This is a genomic window from Caloramator quimbayensis, from assembly GCF_900167605.1.
Lineage (GTDB): Bacteria > Bacillota > Clostridia > Clostridiales > Caloramatoraceae > Caloramator_B > Caloramator_B quimbayensis.
The window spans coordinates 13,239-37,837 of the sequence record NZ_FUYH01000018.1 but is presented as its reverse complement, the minus strand read 5'-3'; the positions used below and the strand labels follow the sequence as shown (position 1 = coordinate 37,837).

Annotated in this window: 24 protein-coding genes and 5 tRNA genes; 3 read left to right on the top strand and 26 right to left on the bottom strand. The window is 32.5% G+C overall.

What is annotated here, in order from left to right; translation table 11 throughout:
- Window positions 1–90: 90 nt before the first annotated feature.
- The 24 genes from B5D15_RS11115 to purR all read right to left on the bottom strand — a co-directional run bounded on the left by B5D15_RS11115 (window position 91) and on the right by purR (window position 21,476).
- Window positions 91–167: transfer RNA gene (locus tag B5D15_RS11115), tRNA-Met, on the bottom strand.
- A 4-nt stretch (window positions 168–171) separates the two neighbouring features.
- A tRNA-Met gene (locus B5D15_RS11110) sits at window positions 172–248 on the bottom strand.
- A gap of 9 nt (window positions 249–257) precedes the next feature.
- Window positions 258–347, bottom strand: a tRNA-Leu gene (locus tag B5D15_RS11105).
- A 221-nt stretch (window positions 348–568) separates the two neighbouring features.
- A complete protein-coding gene (locus tag B5D15_RS11100; protein WP_078697197.1) occupies window positions 569–973 on the bottom strand; it encodes a S1 domain-containing RNA-binding protein in 405 nt (134 codons plus the stop codon).
- 87 nt (window positions 974–1,060) lie between these two features.
- Window positions 1,061–1,330, bottom strand: a complete 270-nt coding sequence (locus tag B5D15_RS11095; RefSeq protein ID WP_078697196.1) for an FtsB family cell division protein — start codon at window positions 1,328–1,330, stop codon at window positions 1,061–1,063.
- A 39-nt stretch (window positions 1,331–1,369) separates the two neighbouring features.
- The gene (gene yabQ, locus B5D15_RS11090) at window positions 1,370–1,837 is read right to left on the bottom strand and encodes a spore cortex biosynthesis protein YabQ (protein WP_078697195.1); all 468 of its coding nucleotides are present in this window, start codon (window positions 1,835–1,837) and stop codon (window positions 1,370–1,372) included.
- 30 nt (window positions 1,838–1,867) lie between these two features.
- Complete coding sequence (gene yabP / locus B5D15_RS11085) at window positions 1,868–2,152, bottom strand: sporulation protein YabP (protein ID WP_078697194.1); 285 nt, start codon at window positions 2,150–2,152, stop codon at window positions 1,868–1,870.
- A gap of 155 nt (window positions 2,153–2,307) precedes the next feature.
- The gene (locus tag B5D15_RS11080) at window positions 2,308–2,565 is read right to left on the bottom strand and encodes an RNA-binding S4 domain-containing protein (RefSeq protein ID WP_078697193.1); all 258 of its coding nucleotides are present in this window, start codon (window positions 2,563–2,565) and stop codon (window positions 2,308–2,310) included.
- Between the two features lie 49 nt (window positions 2,566–2,614).
- Window positions 2,615–2,890: an HU family DNA-binding protein gene (locus B5D15_RS11075; protein ID WP_078697192.1), complete on the bottom strand. Its 276-nt coding sequence runs from the start codon at window positions 2,888–2,890 to the stop codon at window positions 2,615–2,617.
- Between the two features lie 59 nt (window positions 2,891–2,949).
- Window positions 2,950–4,413, bottom strand: coding sequence for a bifunctional methyltransferase/pyrophosphohydrolase YabN (gene yabN / locus B5D15_RS11070; RefSeq protein ID WP_078697191.1), 1,464 nt, complete (start codon window positions 4,411–4,413; stop codon window positions 2,950–2,952).
- A 15-nt stretch (window positions 4,414–4,428) separates the two neighbouring features.
- Entirely contained in the window at window positions 4,429–5,955 is a 1,527-nt protein-coding gene (locus tag B5D15_RS11065; RefSeq protein ID WP_078697190.1) for a putative polysaccharide biosynthesis protein, read from the bottom strand.
- Window positions 5,956–6,073: 118 nt separating this feature from the next.
- Window positions 6,074–6,631 carry a stage V sporulation protein T gene (spoVT, locus tag B5D15_RS11060; RefSeq protein WP_078697189.1) on the bottom strand — a complete coding sequence of 186 codons (558 nt, stop codon included), beginning with the start codon at window positions 6,629–6,631 and terminating at the stop codon, window positions 6,074–6,076.
- A gap of 155 nt (window positions 6,632–6,786) precedes the next feature.
- Window positions 6,787–6,957 (bottom strand): hypothetical protein, encoded by a 171-nt coding sequence (locus tag B5D15_RS15480; RefSeq protein WP_179122279.1) that lies wholly within the window; start codon window positions 6,955–6,957, stop codon window positions 6,787–6,789.
- A 540-nt stretch (window positions 6,958–7,497) separates the two neighbouring features.
- Window positions 7,498–8,913, bottom strand: a complete 1,416-nt coding sequence (locus B5D15_RS11055; RefSeq protein WP_078697188.1) for a basic amino acid/polyamine antiporter — start codon at window positions 8,911–8,913, stop codon at window positions 7,498–7,500.
- 216 nt (window positions 8,914–9,129) lie between these two features.
- Window positions 9,130–10,128 carry a peptidylprolyl isomerase gene (locus B5D15_RS11050; RefSeq protein WP_078697187.1) on the bottom strand — a complete coding sequence of 333 codons (999 nt, stop codon included), beginning with the start codon at window positions 10,126–10,128 and terminating at the stop codon, window positions 9,130–9,132.
- 40 nt (window positions 10,129–10,168) lie between these two features.
- Window positions 10,169–13,675, bottom strand: a complete 3,507-nt coding sequence (gene mfd, locus B5D15_RS11045; protein WP_078697186.1) for a transcription-repair coupling factor — start codon at window positions 13,673–13,675, stop codon at window positions 10,169–10,171.
- Between the two features lie 28 nt (window positions 13,676–13,703).
- Complete coding sequence (gene pth / locus B5D15_RS11040; protein WP_078697185.1) at window positions 13,704–14,276, bottom strand: aminoacyl-tRNA hydrolase; 573 nt, start codon at window positions 14,274–14,276, stop codon at window positions 13,704–13,706.
- Between the two features lie 83 nt (window positions 14,277–14,359).
- Window positions 14,360–15,505, bottom strand: a complete 1,146-nt coding sequence (locus B5D15_RS11035) for a S1C family serine protease (protein ID WP_078697184.1) — start codon at window positions 15,503–15,505, stop codon at window positions 14,360–14,362.
- An 82-nt stretch (window positions 15,506–15,587) separates the two neighbouring features.
- Window positions 15,588–16,994 carry a sensor histidine kinase gene (locus tag B5D15_RS11030; RefSeq protein ID WP_078697183.1) on the bottom strand — a complete coding sequence of 469 codons (1,407 nt, stop codon included), beginning with the start codon at window positions 16,992–16,994 and terminating at the stop codon, window positions 15,588–15,590.
- Window positions 16,995–17,672: a response regulator transcription factor gene (locus B5D15_RS11025; protein ID WP_278305850.1), complete on the bottom strand. Its 678-nt coding sequence runs from the start codon at window positions 17,670–17,672 to the stop codon at window positions 16,995–16,997. It abuts the gene before it with no gap.
- 125 nt (window positions 17,673–17,797) lie between these two features.
- On the bottom strand, window positions 17,798–18,751 hold the full coding sequence (locus B5D15_RS11020; protein ID WP_078697207.1) for a ribose-phosphate diphosphokinase: 954 nt from the start codon (window positions 18,749–18,751) through the stop codon (window positions 17,798–17,800).
- A 20-nt stretch (window positions 18,752–18,771) separates the two neighbouring features.
- Window positions 18,772–20,145, bottom strand: coding sequence for a bifunctional UDP-N-acetylglucosamine diphosphorylase/glucosamine-1-phosphate N-acetyltransferase GlmU (gene glmU / locus B5D15_RS11015; RefSeq protein WP_078697181.1), 1,374 nt, complete (start codon window positions 20,143–20,145; stop codon window positions 18,772–18,774).
- A 139-nt stretch (window positions 20,146–20,284) separates the two neighbouring features.
- Complete coding sequence (gene spoVG, locus B5D15_RS11010) at window positions 20,285–20,569, bottom strand: septation regulator SpoVG (protein ID WP_078697206.1); 285 nt, start codon at window positions 20,567–20,569, stop codon at window positions 20,285–20,287.
- Window positions 20,570–20,660: 91 nt separating this feature from the next.
- Entirely contained in the window at window positions 20,661–21,476 is an 816-nt protein-coding gene (purR, locus tag B5D15_RS11005; RefSeq protein WP_078697180.1) for a pur operon repressor, read from the bottom strand.
- A 258-nt stretch (window positions 21,477–21,734) separates the two neighbouring features.
- Between purR and murC the strand changes: the two genes are divergently transcribed.
- The 3 genes from murC (at window position 21,735) to B5D15_RS10990 (ending at window position 24,292) form a co-directional block, all read left to right on the top strand.
- Entirely contained in the window at window positions 21,735–23,105 is a 1,371-nt protein-coding gene (gene murC, locus B5D15_RS11000) for a UDP-N-acetylmuramate--L-alanine ligase (protein WP_078697179.1), read from the top strand.
- 143 nt (window positions 23,106–23,248) lie between these two features.
- Window positions 23,249–23,569: a PadR family transcriptional regulator gene (locus B5D15_RS10995; protein WP_207651466.1), complete on the top strand. Its 321-nt coding sequence runs from the start codon at window positions 23,249–23,251 to the stop codon at window positions 23,567–23,569.
- A 3-nt stretch (window positions 23,570–23,572) separates the two neighbouring features.
- Window positions 23,573–24,292: a DUF1048 domain-containing protein gene (locus tag B5D15_RS10990; protein ID WP_078697177.1), complete on the top strand. Its 720-nt coding sequence runs from the start codon at window positions 23,573–23,575 to the stop codon at window positions 24,290–24,292.
- Window positions 24,293–24,346: 54 nt separating this feature from the next.
- Here B5D15_RS10990 and B5D15_RS10985 read toward each other — a convergent pair.
- Window positions 24,347–24,422, bottom strand: a tRNA-Pro gene (locus tag B5D15_RS10985).
- 47 nt (window positions 24,423–24,469) lie between these two features.
- Window positions 24,470–24,545: transfer RNA gene (locus B5D15_RS10980), tRNA-Pro, on the bottom strand.
- Window positions 24,546–24,599: the final 54 nt, after the last annotated feature.

Here is a 24,599-nt window from a genome sequence, read left to right as displayed (position 1 = left end):
CATTTCAATAAATCTTAATAAAGGTTTTACTATAGGAGTTTGAATTAAATAGACATAAAAAAAACACCTAACTGGTGCTGTTTATGTATTTGGTGGCGGCGAACGGATTCGAACCGCTGACACTTCGGGTATGAACCGAATGCTCTGGCCAACTGAGCTACGCCGCCATTTTGGTTGCGGGGGAAGGATTTGAACCTTCGACCTTCGGGTTATGAGCCCGACGAGCTACCTAGCTGCTCCACCCCGCGATATTAAATTGGTGCCGGAGACCGGGGTCGAACCGGTACGATCCTTTAGGGATCGCAGGATTTTAAGTCCTGTGCGTCTGCCTGTTCCGCCACTCCGGCGAATCGCTCTTGCGACAATATAAATTATATAACGATTTTAGATTTAAGTCAACATGATTTTAAAATATTTTTTTAGTAAATTATTTACATCTGTTATATATTATTTTAAAGATAGGGAAAGAAGATTTTAATGCTTAAACTTCTTCCCCATACCCCTGCTTGCAAAGAACATAACCCTCAAAGCTTTATATATTATTCTACTGCCTTGAAATCTTTTAAATTTATCTTCTTGCATAGCCTCCACTGCGTTTTGATTCCTGATTCTTCTTTATATCCTGAAACTTTTCTTCACTATCCTTTAAAAACTTTGCTAATCTTTCTTCAAAGGATAAAGCTGTAACCTTTTTCCTCTCATAATCCCAATCTATTTCAACTGGTTTGTTTGTCTTTTTTTGAGGATTTGCTTGTCTTATCGAAAGACTTATTTTCCCATCATTATCAATTCCAATTACCTTTACTTTAACCTTGTCCTTTTCTTTCAGATGCTGCCTTATGTCTTTTACATAGGTGTCTGATATTTCTGAGATATGAACCAATCCTGTTTTCCCAGATAACTCAACAAAGGCTCCAAAATTAGTAATATTAACTACTGTGCCCTCTAAAACGCTTCCTATTTGCAGGGTCATATTGTAGAAATTCCTCCTTAATAGTTTTTTAATATTACCATTATACAAAAATTTATTTTATCAGTCAATTTCTATTAAAGCTTTAACTTATTTTTTCTTATTTTTATCTATAAACAAAGTTTCACCAGGTTTTATAAGCCTAAGTTTATCCCTTGCAAGTTTTTCAATATAATCCTCTCTTTGCATTATATTAAACTGCTCATTCAATTGTTCATTCTGCATCTTAATCTTTGAAAGCTGGTCATTATATTGCTTGTACTCCTTATTCAGCTTGTTCAAAATCAACTGCTGTTTTACAAATATCGCTCCAAAAAATAATATTATACATAGTAAAATAACCAGCTCACTTTTTTTCATATCTATTCTCCTTTGTAATGTTTTATAAGTTAATATTCTTTATCTTATCTCTTTTTCCTTCTTAAATATAAATTTTTTATTTTTAAAAACTTTAACTATATATTTCTTAATTTCATATTTCATTAATTTTAATCCATAGCCTATTAACTTTATCGGATAAAAAATTAAAATCACTAATATCCTGATAAATTTAATAAAATAATATATTATAAATCTTAAAGTTTTCAATATGCCCCTGCTAAACAGCTTAAAGTATAAAAAAATCCCGATTATAATTCCTACAAAAGTATAATACCTTAACTCTCCATTATTTGTATGGAAAAAAAATATAAATACTACTATAGCAGCTAATATCCAAAACAGCAAATCAGAGATTGCAGTTATGAATTTATTGGGATTGTTAAATCCCCTTAGGATTCTATAAACATCAAACATTATACCTATTATTATACCTGCAAGTGCTGTATATAGAAAATAAAATATTTGAATATTTATTGGAAGTATCATAATGAATACTCCTTTGAAACTTTTATAAAACTATTTAAACAATTTCTTAATCATACTTTCTTTTTTCCCTGCCTCCTTTGTAGTGTATACCATTGATATGAAATCTCCTTCAATACACATATCCCCATTATCCACATTTAGTTTATTCACCTTCATGTTCTTTCCCTTTATATTTAATCCTCCCATCTCAGTCATTAGCACAATGTTTTCTTCATTAAACGTAATCACGTTAATGACTCCAGTTATATCTATCCTTTGCCGGTTATCTATATGAACTATATGATTATGTTGAGATTTTAAAGATTTATTTTCCATATAATCCCTCCAATCTCATATATTATTATGCATTTACTCTTAAATTTATGACTTGATTTTTTAACTTACTAACACAAACTCACATTATTCTCACAATATATCCACAGAGTTATCCACAGATTGTGCATAAAAAAAGTCAAGCTTTGCTTGACCTTTTACTCTATTTCTTTACCGCTGATTATTTTATACATCTTTTCAGCCTCTGCTTTTGTTACATGTTCTGAAACATCGTTTACCTGAGCCTTTATAGCCCCCGATGCATATTGAATCTCTATTATATCTCCAACTTTAACATCAGTACCAGGTTTTGCAACCCTTCCATTTACTAATACCTTACCCGTATCACAAACTTCCTTTGCTACGGTCCTTCTTTTTATTATCCTTGAAACTTTTAAAAATTTATCTAATCTCACAATAACACTTCCTTAAATTTAAAAAAACCAGGTACAAGACCTGATTTTTTTACTTATTTACCTTATCCTTTAATTCTTTTCCTGCTTTAAATACTGGAACTTTTGATGCTGGGATTGTTATTTCTTCTAATGTCTTTGGATTTCTTCCTTTTCTTTCTCCTCTTTCTCTAACTTCAAATGTTCCAAATCCAACAAGCTGAACCTTGTCGTTTCTTTCTAATGCTTCTTCGACACTTTCCATAAATGCTTTAAGTGCCTTTTCTGCATCCTTTTTTGTTAATGCACTCTTTTCTGCTATTGAAGTAATTAATTCTGCTTTGTTCACTTTAATACCCTCCTTAGTTAATCTATTAAATAGATTACAGTAGTTAATTCTTCATAAGTTCAAAAAATCCTTCTTTTTGTATTATTTTTTTTATTTTTTGCCTCATCCCAAAGCTGATCCATCTCTTTTAAAGTCATGTCCTCAAGTTTTTTTCCATTTTTTTCTGCTGACTTTTCAATGTACTCAAATCTTGTTATAAACTTTTCTATCGTTTTTGTCAAGGCAAATTCAGGATTTATATCAAAAAATCTTGCAACATTTACAACAGCAAACAATAAATCACCAATTTCTTCTATTATATTTCCATAATTATTTGTTTTATATACCTGAAGAAATTCATTAAGTTCCTCTTTAACTTTATCAACTGCTTCATCTACTTTATCCCAGTCAAAACCAACCTGTGCGGCCTTTTCCTGAACTTTATAGCTTCTTAAAAGTGCTGGAAGGGGTTTTGGTATTGCTTTTAAATTATCCGTATATGACTCTATATTTTTTTCATCTCTTTTTATCTTTTCCCAATTTTGAAGAACATCTTCAGATATTTTACATATGTCCTCACCAAAAACATGAGTATGTCTTTTAATCATTTTATCTGTTATTCCATGTACCACATCCTTTAAATTAAATTCCCCAAATTCTTCTGCTATTTGACTATGGAATACGACTTGCAGTAATACATCTCCAAGTTCTTCACAAAGGGATTCCATATCATCATTATCAATAGCATCAATAACCTCATAAGCTTCTTCAATAAGATATCTTTTAAGGCTTTCGTGGGTCTGCTCTCTATCCCAAGGACATCCATTTTCACTTCTAAGTTTTTTCATTACCTCCGTTAAATCTTCCATATCATACCTTATACGCTTAGTTGATGGCGGAATATATAGACTTGTAAGGTAATCAATCCAGTCCACTCTATCAATCTCAAACAGAGGCATTTTTTGTATTTTTTCAAGGTCTTTTACTCCTGCAGCCCTTATTAAAAATACTTCCTGCTCATCGCTGTAATACTCCATTAGCTTTATCTTTACATCAGAAGCTACCATTTTTGAATATATTTGAGTTATGATATTTCCAACATTAATATCGGGCATCTGTTTTTCAATCTGAAGAGCGTCAATTATTTTTAACCCATCAATAGGATCGACTTTAAGCGCATTTACTATTACATCAACAAAACTTAATGCAGGTATAACCTCAACATAAATTTCCTTTTCCTTTGCATAGTTTAGTATTAAAGATACTGACTTTTCAGCAACAAGAGGATGCCCAGGCACAGCATAGACAACATCCTCTAAGTTTACTATATGCCTTGCTATTTTCTCATAAACATCATCAAAATTATCGCTTTTATCATAAAAGCTATCGAAGGTTTCAAATTTTACTCCAAGACTTTTTATATAGTCAACACAAGGATGTTTATCTGTCCTCAAATATAGATTATTAGCATCTTTAATTACATTTATACATTTTAAAGTTAAATCATCCCTTGAACCTGGACCTAACCCTACTATCTTTATCATCAGTTCATCTCCTTATTAAACTATTCTTTTAATTTCACTAAAAGTTAAAGTTTTTGTTAAAAGCAGCATAACTAAATAGGATAAAATTCCTGATAAAATTGATATTATTGTTGTTAGACTTTTTGTTAAAGTTAAACTATAAATAAAAGTATAACTAATCATAACAACAAAAACCATAGTAATTGTACATATCAATGGTTTAATTACTATTTCCTTAAAGTCAATTTTAACCTTTGTATATTTTACCACAAGTATAAAATCAATTAAAGCAACAATAAAATAAGCTATAAGTGTTCCATAAGCCGCAGATTTTATGTTTAAAGCCGGAATAGGTATAAATATTATATTTATAATTATTTTAATTATACTCCCAAATATCATTATACAAACAGGAATAAAAGTTTTCCCGATACCATTAAGTATACTTGTTGAAGCTTGAGCAATTATAATAAAAAATGCTGCAATAGATAATATCTGCATAAGATTCCATCCTTGGCTAAGGCCCTGAAATACTAAGGAAAGTATTGGTTCAGCGAGCACATAAAGTCCGCTGCAGCAGGGAAGGGCTAATATCATCGCAAGTTTATACGACATTTTTATATCCCTGTTTATTTTCGTTCTGTTGCCTATTGCAAAACTTTCAGATATGGCAGGGACAGTGCTTTGTGAAAGTGCTATCGAAAGAGTTAGTGGTACGTTTATAAGTACAAAGGCCTTACCTGTCAACTGTCCGTAGAGTACAGTAGCATATTGTTCATTAAAACCAGCTATTTTAAGCAATCCTACAACCATTATTGAATCTATCAGCGACATTATTGCCCCTATTGCCTGACCTATTGATATAGGTATTGCTATTTTAAATATTTCAATTAAAATCAAAGCAGCAGGAGACGATGGCTGTTTTTCCATATATCTTAATCTCTTTTTTGAGTAACATAATATCATCCAAAAAAGTCCTGCTATTGAACCTGCTACGGCTCCAAAGGATGCCCCGCCTGCAGCAGCTGATATGCCATATGGAAGCAGTAAGTACGCAAGCCCAACGCCAAAAATAACACGCATGATTTGTTCTATTATCTGAGACGCTGCTGGTGGAGTCATATCCTGAATACCTTGAAAATAACCTCGAAAAGCCGATAAGGCACATGTAAAAAAAGGTGCAAGTGATATTCCAAGAAGTGAATAATAGGCATCTTTACTCCATCTCAAAGAGTATATTATGGTTTTTGAAAAAATTATTAAAAATATACTTGATAACCCTCCGAATATACCCATAATTATGAGTGCAATTTTAAATATACGATAAGCTTCTTTAGTTTTGTTTAATGCCATTCTCTCTGATATCATTTTAGATATTGCAATAGGAATTCCTGAGGATATACCGAGAAGAAAGGTATATAATGGATAAGTCAGTTGATATAATCCTATACCTTCTTCTCCAATCATATATATTAATGGTATTCTAAAAAAGAATCCTAATAGTTTAGCAATAATCCCAGCAATACCGAGTATGAGCGTTCCCCTTACAATATTTTTTTTCATCCATATCCCCCTGTTAAATTAATCGAAAGAGCTTCTAATTATATTTTCTTATAATAAAATATTAGAGTTTTAAAAATTATATGCAAAACAAAAGCAGCCTAAGGCTGCTATTTAAAAATTATTGTTCCATCTGTTTTCCTAAAAATACAGCTGCTGTTTCTGACAGCTTTTTCTCCTGATCTCCCATGCTGACATTTTCATCCTTTGACATTATAATTACTGCACCAATTGCATCACCTTCAGCTACTATAGGCGAAATAACCTGAGCCATATATGCTGTGCCATCTTCTTCATCATTAGTTATAGCAAAGCCTTTTCCGCCATCCTTTGCATTATGCATAACAGTCTTTCTTTCGTTTAATATTTTTTCAACATCTTCACTAATCCTTTTTTCCATGTATTCTTTCTTTGTTGCTCCTGCAACAGCTATAATTGAATCTCTATCGCATATAAGTATTGCATGACCGATGGATTGCTGCAGAGCTTCAGCGTATTCCTTTGCAAAATCGCTTAGTTCTCCAATTGGAGAATATTTCTTTAGTATTATTCCTCCCTCACGGTCTGTAAAAATTTCAAGAGGGTCTCCTTCTCTAATCCTTAATGTACGTCTTATCTCTTTAGGTATAACAACTCTTCCTAAGTCATCGATTCTTCTTACTATTCCGGTTGCTTTCATTACTTTACCTCCTTAAATGTGTATTAGATTATATATTTTACCTTAATATTAATTTCTTCAAATTACAGAAAATTATACCCAAAATAGAACAAAATTTCTTAATTTTTAACATAAAAAAAATACTTAGGAAAAACACCTAAGTATAAAGATAAATTTTATCTTTTGTCCTGTTTTTTCAGATAATTTAAATGGCAAAAAGAACAAACTCCATAGGAAGATGGTCTTTGCATGTATCCGCATCCCATGCATTTTTGCTCTCTGTTTCTGTAAGGACTTCTCTCAATGCTTCTCAAATCTATACTTACATTTGTAAAATTTTTTTCCATAAAAATCACTCCACCTTTTATTATTTATATTATACATTATATTTGTATCATTATTCATATCCTTATTATAATTCATTATATTTATATATTCAAGTATTTATTCATATTTTTTGTTTAATTATCCATTTTTGCATCTGCAAACCTTTCAAGATATTTCAGTACTATGAATATTTATTGTATACATAGTAAACTTTACATAGATAATAGTAATTTTTTTATTCGTTTACTGACAATATGTTTATTTTATATTCAGTGTAATATAATATTTTACATATACTTTTTATAATAATATTTTCAAAATTAATGGAGGTTAATATGACTATAATTTTACAATTCTATTAAATGAATATAAAAAAAATGATTCTTTAATAAATTTTTGGGGAAATCTAAAATAAATATATAATATATTTGATAAGACTAAAATTATTCCAAATGTAAAAGTAGACGAGAAAGGAAGATATGTTATATATTAAAACTATAAAAGCTGTCTCAAATTAAATATTCTTATCTTTGAGACAGCTTTTATAACATCTTGAAATTTTATAAAGCTATTTTGCCCGATGCAATCAAAGCAATCATTACAGCCGAAACTAAAACTAATACAGATATTGCAATTGTTTCAGCTTTGCTGAATTTTTCATTTTTCTCCTTCTTTGCCATATAGTAAACAAACAATCCTATTGTGTATATAATTATTGCAAGTCCAAAATACATCAATCCTACTGTATATATTACATAAACAGAGTATATTGTAGCCAAAACTGCTATTATTGTTTCAGAAGCCTTTCCTTTTTCATTTATACATATTTTAATAGCATATATAGTTGATAAAAGGTATGGAATTAAATAAACTGTAGTTGCTAATGTATAAGCTATATTATATGCGCTCTGAAGCTTTTCAGAAAGGAGTCCAAATATAAAAATAAATGTAACTATATTTGTTAATCTCAATGAGTTAATCGGTACTCCTGCAGCGTTTTCTTTTTCAAACCATTTTGGCATTACACGGTCCTTCGCTGCAATGAATGGGAGTTCTGCTGTTAATAATATCCAGCTCAAAAGAGCACCTGATACTGAAACTAAAACTCCAAATCTTACTATCGTCCCTCCAACGCTTCCAAGGGCAGTAGCAGCAAGAACATCTGCGAGAGGTGTTCCAGCACTTGCAAGCTTATCTGCTGAAATAACACCCATAGCAACAACGGATATTAACATATAAATAATTAAAGTAATAAAAAATCCAAGTATTGTTGCCCTTCCAACAGTTTTTTGATCTGTAGCTCTTGTTGACATAACAACCGCAGCTTCAATACCTATAAAGCACCAAAGAATAGTTCCCATAGCTCCATTTATTTGGCTGTATAGGTTTGTACTTTCCTTTGTTGCTGCAAGAAGATTTTTCCAATCAGGTACACTGAATATGCTCGATTTCCAAACGAATAATCCAAACAATATAACAAGTAATAGAGGAATTATCTTGGCAATTGTAAACAATGCATTTATAACGCTTGCATTTTTAATTCCTCGGCTAATAACATAATGATACAACAATAGCAATAATGAACCAAGAATAAATGAAACAACAGGCTTAAGTCCTTGGCCTTCTGGGAAGAAGCTGTTAATAGTTTTAAAAATTAAAAATATGAATGCAACATTACCAATAACTGCACTAAACCAATATCCCCAGGCAGAGCTGAAACCAACAAGATCTCCAAAACCTTCCCTTGCATAGGAATAAATACCTCCTGTAAGCTCTGGCTTTTTATTAGCTAGCATTTGGAAAACCAGCGCAATCATCAAAACTCCAAAACCGCCTAACAGCCATGCAATAACTGTTGCCTGAGGATTGGCGCTTCCAATTAGGTCTGTAGGGCTGTTAAATATACCTGCACCTATCATGGAACCTATAGCAAGCCCTGTCAGTAGGAATAACCCCAGTTTTTTTTCTTTTTGCATAAATAAGTCCCCCTCATTTAAATTTATTTTAGGACATATAGTCCAAAAATCACAAAGCAGCTATAATTTCATTTATGTTTTTTCTGAATTGTCCAAATTGTCTTATGATTAGGTATATTAATATTATACATCCATTGCATAAAATTTAGCAATATTTTGGTTCGCCATATTTCTACATATATTTTTATAGTAAACAAAAGGCCGCTATATAGCAGCCTATAATCTATCCTCGTAGCTTTTAATCTTTATCTTTTCTTTCCAAGCATTAATAGTTTCTTGGAACTTATCAGATTTTTTCTGTTCTAAAAGCATTCCACTTATTTCGTTTTTAACTTTTTCAAGAGGCACTAAAGGATACTCAGTTTTTTTGTTTACTTTTATAATATGATATCCAAATTGGCTCTTAACAGGTGTACTTATCTTACCCTCAGGCAGCGCAATAGCTGCAATCATAAAATCCTTATCATAATTCTTATCGCTGTAGTAAATGTCTCCTAATTCTCCCCCTTTATCTTTAGAACCAGGATCTGTACTGTATTTCTTTGCAGCGTCTTCAAATTTCATGCCCTTATCTATTTCATCCTTAACCTTTTTTGCCTCTTCTTCTGTATTAACAAGTATATGTGATACATTCATAACATTAGGCTTTTCTGTATAGTCATAGGAATTTTCATGATAATAATTAGTAATTTCCTGATCAGTTACTTTTACATCCTTAGTCTGATTATCATATAGTTTTTCAAAGATAATGCTGTTTCTAACAAGTTCTTTATAATCATCTATAGTAATTTTTAAATTTGAAAGCTGTTCATTGAACTTTTTCTCATCGCCAGCTGCTTTTTTTGCTTCATCTACTTTTTTATCTACATCGCTGCTTAAAGTTTTTTCATCTGGAATAAGATTAAGCTCCTTTGCTTTTTGAAGATATATTTTTTCATCTATCATCTGTTCAAGCGCTTGAGACTTCAATTCTTTAAGATATTCCGCATTTTCTTTTTTATCAAAAAATCCTTTACCGTAATATGCCTCATACTGTGCTATTTGAAGAGACATTCTCTTATCAAATTCTCCCTTTGTAATTTTGTCGCTGCCTACAGTTGCAACCACTGTATTCTTTACTCCTTCAGGTGTCTTAGCTATTAAATCACACCCTGTAAGACCCATTAAAAATAAACCGATTGATAAATTTAGAATTAACTTTTTAACTTTCCCCACTTTAATCCCTCTCTCTCTTAACGTATAAAAATATTATAATCTATTTGCTTATATTATGCAAATCACTTATAAGTTCCAAAAATTTCTTTATTAAATTTACATTCTGAGAAATATTTTTAATTTTTAACTTTATTATTGGCTGAGTAGTACTGCCATAACTTAAAGCTCTATCCATCTTAAGGTTTACATCTCTTAAAACATCAATACTTATAAAGCTTGCATCTTTAAAATGAATATATATGTCCCTTTCTACCTGCTTAATATTTGTTATCTTTAACTTTTTACTCAAAGATTTTATATAGGCTATATTTATTAGATTTTCAACTGAAGGCGGAATATCTCCAAACCTATCAATAATTTCTTCTTCAACCTCAATCTTATCTTCCATATTCTCAATTGAAGCAATCTTTTTATATGTTTCTATCTTTATCATTTCATCCCCTATGAAATTATCAGGTATATAAGCATTAGTTGTTATTTCTATAGAAGGCTCAATATATTCCTCCTCTGCATCACCCTTTAGCTCCCTTACTGTCTCTTCAAGAAGCCTGCAGTATAAATCATATCCAACAGCAGCCATATGTCCATGCTGCTGAGTTCCTAACAGATTGCCAGCTCCTCTTATTTCAAGGTCTCTCATTGCTATTTTAAAGCCAGAACCAAACTCAGTAAATTCCTTTATAGCCTTTAGCCTTTTTTCAGCAACTTCAGTTAAAATCTTATCTTTTTTATAAGTAAAATAAGCATAAGCAAGCCTGTTAGATCTTCCAACCCTTCCTCTAAGCTGATAGAGCTGTGATAAGCCCATTTTGTCTGCATCATATACGATTAGAGTATTTACATTGGGCATATCTATTCCTGTTTCAATAATGGTTGTACATAAAAGCACATCCCCATCGCCTGAAATAAATGATAAAATAGCCTCTTCAAGCTCCTTTTCGTCCATCTTTCCATGCCCTATGGTAATCTTAGCCTCTGGAACCAATTTTGTTAAAGCCGATTGCATGTCCTTTATCGTTTCGACTCTGTTATATACGAAAAAAACCTGTCCTCCTCTTGACATTTCTCTTATTATCGCATCCCTAATGATGTTTTCGTTATATTCCATAACATAGGTTTGAACAGGATATCTCTCCTCAGGAGGAGTTTCAATTATGCTCATATCTCTAACGCCAATCATGGACATATGGAGCGTCCTTGGGATTGGAGTGGCTGTAAGCGTTAAAACATCTATATTTTTTTTAAGAAGTTTTATCTTTTCCTTGTGAGAAACTCCAAATCTCTGCTCTTCATCTACTATTAAAAGCCCTAAATCTTTAAACCTGACATCCTTTTGAAGAAGCCTATGTGTTCCTATTACTATATCTATATTGCCTGAATGAAGCTCTAAAAGAGTCTTTTTTTGCTGTTCTCTGCTTCTAAACCTGCTTATCATATCTATAGTTACAGGGAAATCCATAAACCTTTGCTTAAAATTGTTATAATGCTGCTCTGCAAGTATCGTAGTTGGTACAAGAACCGCAACCTGCTTGCCATCCATAACTGCCTTAAAAGCAGCTCTCATAGCTACTTCAGTCTTGCCATATCCAACATCACCGCAAAGTAGTCTGTCCATGGGCTGCGTCTTTTCCATATCCCGTTTAATTTCTTCTATAGCTGTCAGCTGGTCTGGAGTTTCATCATAGGGAAATTCTTCTTCAAACTGCTTTTGCCATGGAGTATCCTTTGAAAAAGCATATCCCTTTATAGTCCTTCTTACAGCATAAAGCTCAATTAAGTTTTCAGCCATTTCCTTTAGCGATTCTTTAACCTTTTTCTTTGTCTTTGCCCACTCGCTTCCTCCAAGCTTATAAACCTTAGGAGGGTTGTCATCCGCCCCTATATACTTTTGAACCATATCAAGCTGTTCTGCTGGAACATAAAGGGTGTCCCCGCCTTGATATTGTAAAAGAAGATAATCCTTTTTTATTCCATCTATTTCAAGCTGGCTTATGCCCTTATAAATTCCTATTCCATGATTTACATGGACAACATAATCTCCTGCTCTTAAATCTGTAAAACTTTGTATTTTCCCTGCTTTTTTTGTAAAGGTTTTTTTTCTCTCAGTTTTTTCTTTGAAAACCTCTTTATCAGATATTACGATAAGCTTTAAATCAGGGAATTCCATTCCTCTGCTCAAACTTCCAAAAGTTACTACTATACTCCCTGCTTTTATCTCATTAACCTGCTCGCTGAATATCGCATCTATTTCCTCGTCCCTAAGGCTTCTTGCAAGTCTTTCAGCTCTTGCTGCTGTACCTGCCATGATAAGTATATGATATCTATTCTTAATTTTACTTTTAATTTCGTTTAACAAAAATTCAATGTTGCCCGATATAGGATTCATAGATACAGCATTGAAGTTAACAACCGACAGAGGCTTTATATCTTCAACTACTCTTGGAAGCATGTTTAAAGCTATGATATTATTTTTTTTAACAGCATCGAGTATATATTCAGGAGGCAAAAAATACTCCCCCTGTTTGGGCATTACATCCCCTTTTTCAAGAAGCGCCTTAAAGGTTTCCTCAAATTCATCATATGATGTTTTAATCCTTTGAGCTATTCTCCCCGATTCATCGAGTATTACTAAAGGATTATTAAAATAATCTATAAAGAAGTTTGATGAATTGTATAAATATAACATGTAACTGTCAATGCCTTCAAAGTATTTAAAATTTCTGAGCTTTTCTATATTTTCTTTTACCCTTTGTTTTAGTCTGTCTGCCGATTCTTTATTTTTCTTTGAAAATGATTTATATTTTAATTCAAAGTCCTTCTCTAAATTGTTAATTATTAATGGTATTTTTTCAGATTCTATTATTGTTTCCCTTGCTGGATAAATCAGTGCCTCATCGACTTTACTTCTGCTTCTTTGGCTTATTACATCAAAGGTTCTGATTGTGTCGATTTCATCTCCAAAAAACTCTATTCTAAAAGGTTCATTATAAAGAGGGGAAAATATATCTATTATTCCTCCTCTTTGGGCAAATTGGCCAACACCTTCTACCATTTCAACCCTTTCATATCCAATTTCTATAAGTTTAGCGGTTAAATTCTCTATTTCAAATGAATCATTAGGTTTTAAAAGGATATTGTTTTTAATAAATAAATTCTTTGGAGGCATATTATAGAAAACTGAATCTATAGATGCAACAACTATTATAGGCTCTCCAGATAGTATTTTATATATAGTTTTGAGCCTTTCTGTTTTAACCTCACCAGAAGTAACGTCTACATTAAAAACCATTTCTTTAATAGGGAAATAAAAACATTTATCTGTAAAAGTTTTAATATCATCATATATCTTTCTCGCTTCAATATCATTATGTGTTAATATTAAAATCTGTCTTTTTAAAGAATCAAAAAGACAGCACGAAACATAGGCCTTTTGAGATTCCGAAAGGCCGTGAACTTGACATGGAGTTTTTCGTGAATTTAATGATGAAATTATGGCCTCATAGCCTTCATGCTGTCTAAACACACTGTTTAAACCTTCAAACCTCAAGAATCCACCCCCTTTTAAGAGTACATTTCTATTCTTTACTAATTTTTAAACAATTATACTTATTCATAGCGCTTTGTATTCCATTTTTTATTATTTCAATTACTGCATCTGATGATGTTTCTATAACTTTACTTAAAACTTCCTTTTCATTTTGAGAAAACTTTCCAAGAACATGGGATATCATATTTTTATCTGGACTTCCTATTCCTACTCTAACTCTTGGAAATTCATTGCTGTTTAATTGATATATTATGCTCTTCATTCCATTATGGCCTGCATCGCTTCCTGAAGGCCTAATCCTTATCCTTCCAAACATTATATCAACATCATCATAAACAACGATGACATTTGAAATTGGAATTTTATAAAAATCTACAGCCTCTCTAATACTTTCACCGCTTAAATTCATATATGTAGAGGGCTTTAAAAATATAACCTTCTCATCTTTAATCATACATTCTCCAACAAGGCCTTTAAATTTTATCTTCGAGATTTTAAAATCAAGCTTATTCGATATAAAATCAACAACCATAAATCCTATATTATGTCTTGTATCAGCGTACTCATTTCCAATATTCCCAAGGCCTGCAACAAGATACATTTAAAACACTCCTTCTTACTAAATAACATATATTATATCATATCATAAACATTTTATTTAAAAAAGAAAAAGGCCAAAAGGCCTTATCTACCATTTGAATCCTGAAGCTTTATCTGCACATTCTGGTATCTTCCGGATCTATATATTTTCATAGTTACAACATCGCCTACTTTATGCTTTGAAAGTATTTCTGTTAAGGAATCAGAAGTATCTATATTTGCCCCATCAAGAGCTACTATTATATCTCCAGGAAGTATTCCTGCTTTTTCAGCTGCTCCATCTCTTACAACTCTTACCACATATCCTCCAATTGGAACTTGATTTTCCTTTGCTGTATCTTCATCAATAAATTGATATTCAATACCTATATATGGTCTTGAGACATATCCGTTTTTCATAAGAGATTGTATAATCGGTATCGCTTCATTAATTGGAATTGCAAATCCCATGCCCTCTGCATCAACATTTTTTAAAGTATTTATACCTATAACCTCTCCTGCAGTATTGCAAAGAGCACCTCCGCTGTTTCCTGGATTTATTGACGCATCCGTTTGAATAAGCCTGTATACTTTACCATCAAGGTAGAGCTTTCTATTAACAGCACTTACTACCCCCGCAGTTACAGAACCTGCAAATTCCTCTCCAAGCGGATTTCCTATTGCAATTGCTGTATCCCCAACTCTTACTTTAGATGAATCCCCAAACTTTGCAACTGGAAGGTTTGTAGCATTTATTTTTAGTACTGCAAGGTCAGTTCTGATATCGCTTCCTATTACCTTTGCAGGTAACTTTTTCCCTCCTGGAAGGGTTACAGTTACATTTGTAGCTCCATCTATTACGTGTTCATTTGTTACTATATATCCTGACTTGTCAAATATTATACCCGAGCCGCTTCCCTGAAGAGCTGTTCCCCCTCCCCAAGTTCTAACGTTATTGTCAACTCCAACAATTGCAGGACCAACAGCATCAGCAACTTGATTTATTGAATTCTTTGGTATGTCCGCCGTTTCATTGTTTTGAGACAGATTTTTAATGTTTTCCTGTGACTTTTCCTGATAGACATATCCATTATCATAGTTCTTTTTAACATAATATCCCCCAAGAATACCGCCTATAGAAGCTGAAAAAAATACAATCAGTATAAGTCCTAAAAACCTCATAAATTTCTTTGGTTTTCTTTCTTCAACAAATCTTACGCCGCTTTCCCAAGAGTTATTATTAAAGTCCATTGCAGCACCTCCTCACATTTCTAATTTAATTATAAATATGCTTTTTTAATAAAATATGAACTATTATTGAAAATATTAAGAATTAACTTAGGCTTAGAGTAAAAGTAAATTTGGTACCCTTATCTCCTGACTCTACCCATATAGTTTGCTTATGCTGATTTATAATCTGCCTTGCAATAGAAAGCCCAAGTCCTGTACCTCCGCCTTTTGAACGTGCTTTATCAACTTTATGAAATCTATCCCAGATATATGCTATTTCATCCTTTGGTATAGAAGGTCCATTGTTAAAAACGCTAACAAGCAACCTGTCTTCTTTTATCTCTGTTTTAATCTCGATTAACCCTTCCTCAGGAACAAATTTAATTGCATTGTCAACAAGATTAGTTATAACCTGATCAATTCTGTCCCTATCTCCCTTTACTTTTAACTTATTGCCTGTTAAAACAACCTCCACATTTATTTTCTTTTTATTAATCTTATCTTCAAACTTTATTATTCTTTGTCTTATAAGCTCATTTATATCAAAAGTACCTATGGATAAAGAAAATTCACCGGATTCTAATCTTGCAAGGTCTAAAAGATCATTTATAAGTCTAATAAGCCTTTTTATTTCATCGTAAACAATTTTTAAATAATAGGATGTCTTTTCCTGAGGTATCGTACCATCTATAATACCCGATAAAAAGCCATTTATTGAAGTCATTGGAGATCTCAGTTCATGAGAAATATTTGCAATAAAACTTCTCCTCATTTTTTCAAGATTTTCAAGGGAATCTGCCATGTAGTTAAAGGATTTTGCTAAATCTCCAATTTCATCATCGGATGTCAGATCAACTCTTCTGTCAAATTCTCCCTTTGATATGAGTTTTGCTGTTTCATTTATCCTTCCAAGGGGTTTTATTAGTATTCTATCTGAAAAATAATATATTATAAAGGCAGAAATAAGTATGGCAAAGAAAGCAGCCATCCAAATAACAAAGAATACTCTTTTTAAGGCATTAGTTATTTCATTTAAAGGTGAATGTAAAAATACAACACTTCTAACCTGACCGTCTATTATTATAGGCATTCCAACCGTCAGCATTGGTGTTGAAAACATTCCCTTAAAACTTCCAGTCTTTACTATTATGTTTCTTTTTCGGACCTCATCTATTTCGGTACTTGTAATTTGTTTACCTGTTATTTTGTCCGTTTCATCCCCAGAATATCCATAGATATATCCATAATTATCTATAAGCCATATTCTTGCATTTAAAAGCCTGTCGATAACAGACAATTCATATTTAAGCTTAGATGCATCAGCCTTTCCATGAACATAGTTTGAAACTATGCTGTTAAGATTTACTCCTTCTCTAATCAGTTCCTTTGTCTTCTGATCTTTATAATAACTGTAAAACCAATAAGACAAAAATACTGCAACAAGACTATAGGATATAACAAGTATTATAAAATACGTGGTTATAAGCTTAGTAAAAAGGCTTTTTTTCATTTATTTCACCTCAAACTTGTACCCTACTCCCCATACAGTTTTAATCTGCCACTCTTTATTATCAGGAAGTTTTTCTCTGAGACGCTTTACATGAACATCCACAGTTCTCGAATCCCCTGGATAATCATATCCCCAAACCTCATACAAAAGCTGATCCCTTGTAAATACCTTATTAGGATTTGAGGCAATAAAATATAAAAGCTCAAACTCCTTAGGAGGCATTTCCATCTCTTGACCTTTATATTTAACTATATATGAATCTGCATCTATTATAAGATCTGAAAATTCGAGAGCTCTTTTCTGAGTCTGAGGCTTATATCTTCTTAATACAGCCTTTATTCTTGCAACAAGTTCTTTAGGTTCAAAGGGTTTTACTATATAGTCATCTGCTCCAAGTTCAAGTCCTAATACCCTGTCAAAAGTTTCCCCCTTTGCTGTAAGCATAAGAACAGGAACCGAAGATGTTTTTCTTATTTCCTTAAGCGTTTCATATCCATCCATAATCGGCATCATTATATCAAGAACAATTATATCTACCGTCTTATCCCTATAAATTTTTATAGCTTCAGAACCATTATGTGCCTTGTAAACCCTGTATCCTTCCTTTTGAAGATAAAGTTCTATTAAATCACAAATATTGCTGTCATCATCAACGACTAACACCTTTGTCTCAACCATATTAACCCTCCTCATATTTTTATTAATATTTTCTCATTTTAAGCGATTAAATTCAACTTCCTATACCTTTATATATAAAATGTTCAATATAATTTTACAAAATTAAAAGGATGCAAACGCATCCTTTAATCAAACAATTTACTTACTGATAAATCTTCATATATTCTCTTTATAGCCTCAGCAAAGACAGGAGCAACTGAAATAACCTTTATCTTATCGATTTGCTTTTCTTTTGATAGAGGAATAGTATTAAGCATTATTAGTTCTTTTATTTTAGAATCTCTTATTCTCTCTATTGCCGGACCTGATAAAACAGCATGGGTGCAGCAAGCGTAAACTTCCTTTGCTCCAAGATCCATTAATGCATTTGCACCATTTACAATAGTCCCAGCAGTATCTATCATATCATCAACAAGTATTACCTTTTTATTTTTTATATCTCCTATAACGTTCATAACTTCTGCAACATTTGCCTTTGGCCTTCTCTTATCTATTATAGCTATAGGAGCATGAAGTCTGTCTGCAAACTTTCTTGCTCTTGTTACACTTCCAAGGTCTGGAGATACTACTACCACATCTTCATCACAAAGCCCCATATCGAGGAAATATTTGCTTAATATCGGTACCCCTAAAAGATGATCTACAGGTATGTTGAAGTAACCCTGTATTTGAGCTGCATGTAAATCCATAGCAAGAACTCTGTCTGCACCAGCTGCATGTATTAAATCTGCAACGAGTTTAGCAGTAATTGGATCCCTCGCCTTTGCCTTTCTATCCTGTCTTGCATAGCCATAGTATGGTATAACTGCTGTTATTCTTCCTGCAGAAGCTCTTCTAAAAGCATCCATTAAAATTAAAAGTTCCATTAAATTGTCGTTTACAGGTGCACAGGTTGACTGTACAACAAATACATCTGCACCTCTTACTGTTTCATTAATATTGACCGAAATTTCTCCGTCGCTGAACCTTCCTACTTCTGCATTTCCAAGTTCTACTCCAACTACATCAGCAATTTCTGCCGCAAGGTCGGGATTGGAGTTGCCTGTAAATATCTTTATATTTTTCCCGTGTGTTATCATATATTTTCCTCCTGTATAATTTATTTTTTCCAAAGACCTCTCTTTTCAACCCATCCTTCCTTATTCACCTGTTTTTCTCTTGCAACTGCCAATGCCCCATCTGGAACATCATCAGTTATAGTTGAACCTGCAGCAACATATGCATTGTTTCCAATCTTAACTGGTGCCACAAGATTCGTATTGCATCCTATAAAAGATTTGTCTCCAATTATAGTATTATGCTTATTAGTGCCATCATAATTTACTGTAATAGTTCCACAGCCAAGGTTGCATCCTTCACCAATCTGCGCATCCCCAACATATGTTAAATGGGGCACCTTAGTTCCGTCTCCTATTTTTGATTTTTTAACTTCAACAAAATCTCCTATTTTTACTTTTTTACCTATCTCAGATTCAGGTCTTATATATGCAAAGGGTCCAATTTTGGCATCACACTTTATAATACTTTCCAAAACAACGGAATACTGGCACTCAACTCCATTTTCTATAATACTGTTAGCTATCCTGCTGTTTGGCCCTATTATACAGTCCTCACCTATTGAAGTATTACCCTCTATTATAGTATTAGGATAAACAACCGTATCTTTCCCTATCTTTACACTTGCATCGATATAGGTACTAAGTGGATCAATTATTGTAACTCCATCTTCCATCAGCTTTTTATTTATTCTCTCTTTCATAACGATGCCTGCTTCATAAAGCTGAACCCTTGAATTTACTCCCATAAATTCTGTAAAGTCAGAAACATATGCTCCAATTTTCTTTCCGTCTTTTTTTAAAATTTCAATAACATCAGTAAGATAATATTCTCCCTGTGCATTATTATTATTTATTTTCTTTAGTGCGAACAAAAGCTCTGAAATGTTAAAGCAATAGGTTCCTGAATTAATCTCTTTAACCTTTCTTTCATCAGATGTAGCGTCTTTATCCTCGACTATCCTTTCAACATTTCCGTCATTATCTCTTATGATTCTGCCAAAACCCTTTGGATTTTCAACATTTGCCGTTAGAATCGTAGTGGAAAAACCATTTAAAGAATGATATTGAAGTACATTTGAAATGGTATTTGCATTAATAAGAGGAGCATCACCAGCAAGAACTATAACAACACCATCTTTTCCCTTCAAAAAGTCCTCACAGCACATTACTGCGTGACCAGTACCAAGCTGCCTGTCTTGTTCTACCGTCTTAACTTCACTTCCAAGATGAGACTTTACTATATCTTTACCATGACCTATAACTACCACAAAATCATTAACTCCTGCAGATTTTATAGAATCAGTTACATAATCTATCATGGCTTTGCCGCAGATTTTATGAAGAACCTTTGGCAGTTTAGATTTCATTCTTTTGCCTTCACCAGCAGCCAGAACTATACCATAACAACTATCCATACACTGCACCTCAATCAGTTTTAAATTCTTAATTAACCTATTATATTATATTTCAATACTGAACTTTATTCAATTGCAATTGAATTTTTCAAAATATTTTCATAAATACATATAAAAAGGAAGCCTATTGACTTCCTCTTTATTCTTGATTTACTTCTGCATCGGAACTGTTTTTTACCTTTTCATATTCAGCAAGAATTGCTGACTGGATAGCTTCTCTTGTTTCAGTGTTGATTGGATGAGCTATATCTTTAAATTCTCCATCGGGAGTCTTTCTGCTTGGCATAGCAATAAAAAGACCATTCTGCCCATCTATAACTTTGATATCATGTACTACAAATGCATTGTCAAATGTTACTGAAACAATAGCTTTCATCTTACCTTCATTAGTTATTTTTCTTACTCTAACATCTGTAATTTGCATGGTTTCACCACCTTCCCAGTTGCTTATTACTTTATAATTCTTCATTTTTTTTAATTTTCCTGCTATTTTAACATAAATTTTAAAAATTTTTTTAAATTTGCTTTGAAGGATATAGTACAATCTCTCCGCTTTCTTCATTTACAGATTTAAGCTTCATTAATGATACATAATCATCAACAAGCCTCTTGCTCTCGGTAAAAGATTCAATAAGTATTCCTATTCCTACAACTGAAGAATCAAATTCTCTCATCAGTTCAATTATTCCATTAGCCGTTCCTCCAGCCTTCATAAAATCATCAATAAATATGCATCTGCTTCCTTTTTCCACCGAGCGCTTTGAAAGGCTCATGGTCTGTATTCTTTTTGAAGAACCCGAAACATAGTTAATACTTACTGTTGAGCCCTCTGTAACTTTGCTGTTTCGTCTGACTATTATTAAAGGAACATTAAGAGCTTTTGCTGTCATAAGCGCAATAGGTATTCCCTTAGTTTCTACTGTAATAACATAATCAGGATTTTTATCTTTAAAATGCTGACTAAATATAATACCAATTTTCGAGGCAATATCTGGTGAATATATTATATCATTCATATATAAAAATCCGCCTGGAATAATCCTTGTAGGATTCTTTATCATATTGCAAAGTTCATTTATAAACTCTGTCTCTTCATTTTTTGAAACGCCAGAAACATATTTTACCCCGCCAGCAGCACCTGGTATTGTTTCAACAACACCGCATTCGAGGCTTTCAACTACACCTTTAATTATTGCAATATCCTCGCTTAAAGTAGACCTTGCAGACTGAAACAAATCTGAAAAATATCCTAAGCTTATCACTTTATTAGGATTATCAGAAAGTATTTTTAATATTGCTGCTACTCGTTCCTTTCTATGTAAACGTTTCAAAGTACCACATCCTATCATTCTTATATATTTTTGTCATAAAAGTTAAATTTTATTCATAAATCTAATAAGAAGGCTTAAAATACGAATAATTTTATTTTTTTTTATCATATATTTCATTCTAAAACAAAAAAGTATATATTTCAAGAAAATAATAAGTATTGTATAGCATAAACTTATTTTTTATTATTATATAAAAATGTATTATGTTATAATTATTTTGTCCATAATTATTAATAATAGATACTTAGGAGTGATTATATGTTTGACCTTTATAATGATGTAAATAAAAGAGTACATTTTATAGGCATAGGCGGAATAAGTATGAGCGGCCTTGCTGAAATACTAATAGATTATGGTTATAATGTATCCGGATCCGATAGAGCAGCCTCAAGACTGACAGAAAAGCTTTATAACCTTGGTGCAAAAATATATATAGGTCATGACGCTTCAAACGTCCACGGAGCAGATATAGTTGTTTATACCGCTGCTGTTAAGGAAGATAACCCAGAACTTATAGAGGCTAAAAGATTAAATCTTTTAGTTATGGATAGGGCGGAGTTTTTAGGAGAAATAATGAAAAAATATGAAAAAGGTGTAGCCGTTTCAGGAACCCACGGCAAAACCACTACTACCTCTATGATATCCCTTATGCTCCTCGATGCAAATCTTGATCCTACTATAATGGTTGGAGGAGAAGTGGATGCAATAGGAGGAAATGTAAGGCCTGGAAAAAGTCCATATTTTGTAACCGAAGCCTGTGAATACAAAAAGAGTTTTCTCAAATTTTATCCCTATATCGGAATAATACTTAACATCGATGCCGATCATCTCGATTGCTATAAAGATATAGATGAAATACATGAGACTTTTTTAAGCTTTGCTAAACTAATCCCTGATGAGGGCTGTCTTATTGGTTGCAGTGAAGATAAAAGAGTAATGGACATAATGAGCAAAGTTGCCTGCCATAAAATAACATACGGATTAAGCAGTGGAGATTTTTCAGCTTCAAATATAGCTTATGATGATAAGGGCTGTGCATCCTTTAGAGCGCTTTATAATGGAGAATTTTTTTACGACTTCAAACTCTCAATCCCCGGTGAACACAACGTATTAAATGCTCTATCTGCGATTGCATGCTGCAGTTTTCTTGGAGTTGACAAAAAAACAATGTTTCAAAGCCTTATAAACTTTAAAGGAACCCATAGAAGGTTTGAAAAGAAAGGTGAAAAAGATGGAGTTACTGTAATCGATGATTATGCTCATCACCCAGCAGAAATAAAAGCAACTCTTAAGGCTGCAAAAAATTATCCCCATAAAAAGCTCTGCTGCGTTTTCCAGCCCCATACCTACAGCAGAACCATAGCACTTTTTGATGAATTTTCTAAGGCATTTAACGATGTAGATAAGCTGATACTAACCGATATATATGCAGCAAGAGAAAAGGATACGGGAATTGTAAGCTCTGAAATGCTCTGTGATGCGATTTGTAAAAATGGTGTTGATGCAGAATATATAAAATCCTTTGATGAAATAGTAGATTATGCAAAGAAAGAACTCTCAGATGGAGACTTATTAATCACTATGGGTGCCGGAGATGTTTATAAAATTGGAGAAGAGTTTTTGAAATAATTTATATTTAATTTTAAAGCCCATAATACTAAAAAACAAAATTTTGACTTTTAGTATTATGGGTTATTCACTACTTGACATTGCATAATAGCAGTGTTATTATTTTTATATAATCTATTATGTATTACAAAGTAGGTGATTCTTTGGCAAGTACAACACAAATACTAAAGGGACTTCTTGAAGGATGCATATTAAAAATAGTAAGTTCAAACGAAACCTATGGCTATGAAATATGCGAAAAACTCAGCTTATATGGATTTGAAGAAATATCCGAGGGGAGCGTTTATCCTATTCTTATAAGGCTTGAGAAGAAAAAACTGCTCTACTCTGTTTTAAAAGAATCTCCTTTAGGCCCTATGAGAAAATACTACTACTTAACCGAGGAAGGCCATAAAGAGCTTGAACAGTTCATATTATCATGGGAAGAAATAAAAAATAGTGTGGATAATGTTTTGGAGGGATAAAATATGTTTTTAGAATTAAACCTTAAGAGGCTCAGATTAAAACAGCAAAGAAAATTAAGCGAGACAAACCTATATCTTTTTAAAAGCATTACAATTTATATAAGAAACAGTAGCCTTACAGATGTAGAAAAAGAAGAAATTCTTCAGCAGATACTCGATATGCTCCTTGAAGCACAAAACCAAAACAAAACAGCAAGCTTTGTCATAGGAAAGGATTATGAAAAATTCTGTGATTCCATAATAAAAGAATATTCAAGTGACAAAAATGTATTTTACACAATCTTTAATTTTTTTCAAAATTACTTATTCTATTTGATTTTAACTTCCTTTTTTATGGCTGCATTAAATAGGATGGATAATTCTATTGCTGCCTTTGGAATCAATGTAAATCAATTTATAATAATAAGCTTAGTATCTCTTATAATAATACCAATAGTAAAAAAAGCTTCTCAGGAAAAATCCTATTTAACATCCCTATCTCAAAGAATAATGCTCTCCGGCAGGCAAAGCGGCAAGTTAGAGGTATACGGCTTGGCTCTTATGGCAGTAATGATAATAATTTTAAAGTTTATTCTTGGAAGAATATATGGAGAAGGTATTTTCAGCTACGTCATTACTTTAAACTCAAGTAAGATGTTTTTAATAGCAGCACTATTCTTAATTGTTATTATGGAATTTTATAACAACAGATTTTTTAATAAGCTGATTGAAAAAAGAAAATAAATTCTTTGTATATAACAAAAGAGCTTGTAACATTAAAAGTTGCAAGCTCTTTACTGGTCGGGGCGACAGGACTTGAACCTGCGGCCTCATGGTCCCGAACCACGCGCGCTCCCATCTGCGCTACGCCCCGTAAATATTAAAGTTTAAAAAAATTGGTTTAGCATAAGCTAAACCAACTGGTCGGGGTGACAGGGATTGAACCTGCGACCTCATGGTCCCAAACCACGCGCGCTCCCATCTGCGCTACACCCCGATGCCTGACATTGATAATTATATATCAGATTTTAATTTTTTGCAAGCATTATTT

Coding starts and splice junctions, on each gene's coding strand:
- B5D15_RS11100 (WP_078697197.1), bottom strand. CDS start 973: ATGACCCTGCAAATAGGAAGCGTTTTAGAGGGCACAGTAGTTAATATT.
- B5D15_RS11095 (WP_078697196.1), bottom strand. CDS start 1,330: ATGAAAAAAAGTGAGCTGGTTATTTTACTATGTATAATATTATTTTTT.
- yabQ (WP_078697195.1), bottom strand. CDS start 1,837: ATGATACTTCCAATAAATATTCAAATATTTTATTTTCTATATACAGCA.
- yabP (WP_078697194.1), bottom strand. CDS start 2,152: ATGGAAAATAAATCTTTAAAATCTCAACATAATCATATAGTTCATATA.
- yabN (WP_078697191.1), bottom strand. CDS start 4,413: ATGATAAAGATAGTAGGGTTAGGTCCAGGTTCAAGGGATGATTTAACT.
- B5D15_RS11065 (WP_078697190.1), bottom strand. CDS start 5,955: ATGAAAAAAAATATTGTAAGGGGAACGCTCATACTCGGTATTGCTGGG.
- spoVT (WP_078697189.1), bottom strand. CDS start 6,631: ATGAAAGCAACCGGAATAGTAAGAAGAATCGATGACTTAGGAAGAGTT.
- B5D15_RS15480 (WP_179122279.1), bottom strand. CDS start 6,957: ATGGAAAAAAATTTTACAAATGTAAGTATAGATTTGAGAAGCATTGAG.
- B5D15_RS11055 (WP_078697188.1), bottom strand. CDS start 8,913: ATGCAAAAAGAAAAAAAACTGGGGTTATTCCTACTGACAGGGCTTGCT.
- pth (WP_078697185.1), bottom strand. CDS start 14,276: ATGTATCTTGTTGCAGGCCTTGGGAATATTGGAAATGAGTACGCTGAT.
- B5D15_RS11035 (WP_078697184.1), bottom strand. CDS start 15,505: ATGGACTTTAATAATAACTCTTGGGAAAGCGGCGTAAGATTTGTTGAA.
- B5D15_RS11030 (WP_078697183.1), bottom strand. CDS start 16,994: ATGAAAAAAAGCCTTTTTACTAAGCTTATAACCACGTATTTTATAATA.
- B5D15_RS11025 (WP_278305850.1), bottom strand. CDS start 17,672: ATGGTTGAGACAAAGGTGTTAGTCGTTGATGATGACAGCAATATTTGT.
- B5D15_RS11020 (WP_078697207.1), bottom strand. CDS start 18,751: ATGATAACACACGGGAAAAATATAAAGATATTTACAGGCAACTCCAAT.
- glmU (WP_078697181.1), bottom strand. CDS start 20,145: ATGGATAGTTGTTATGGTATAGTTCTGGCTGCTGGTGAAGGCAAAAGA.
- spoVG (WP_078697206.1), bottom strand. CDS start 20,569: ATGCAAATTACAGATGTTAGAGTAAGAAAAATAACTAATGAAGGTAAG.
- murC (WP_078697179.1), top strand. CDS start 21,735: ATGTTTGACCTTTATAATGATGTAAATAAAAGAGTACATTTTATAGGC.
- B5D15_RS10990 (WP_078697177.1), top strand. CDS start 23,573: ATGTTTTTAGAATTAAACCTTAAGAGGCTCAGATTAAAACAGCAAAGA.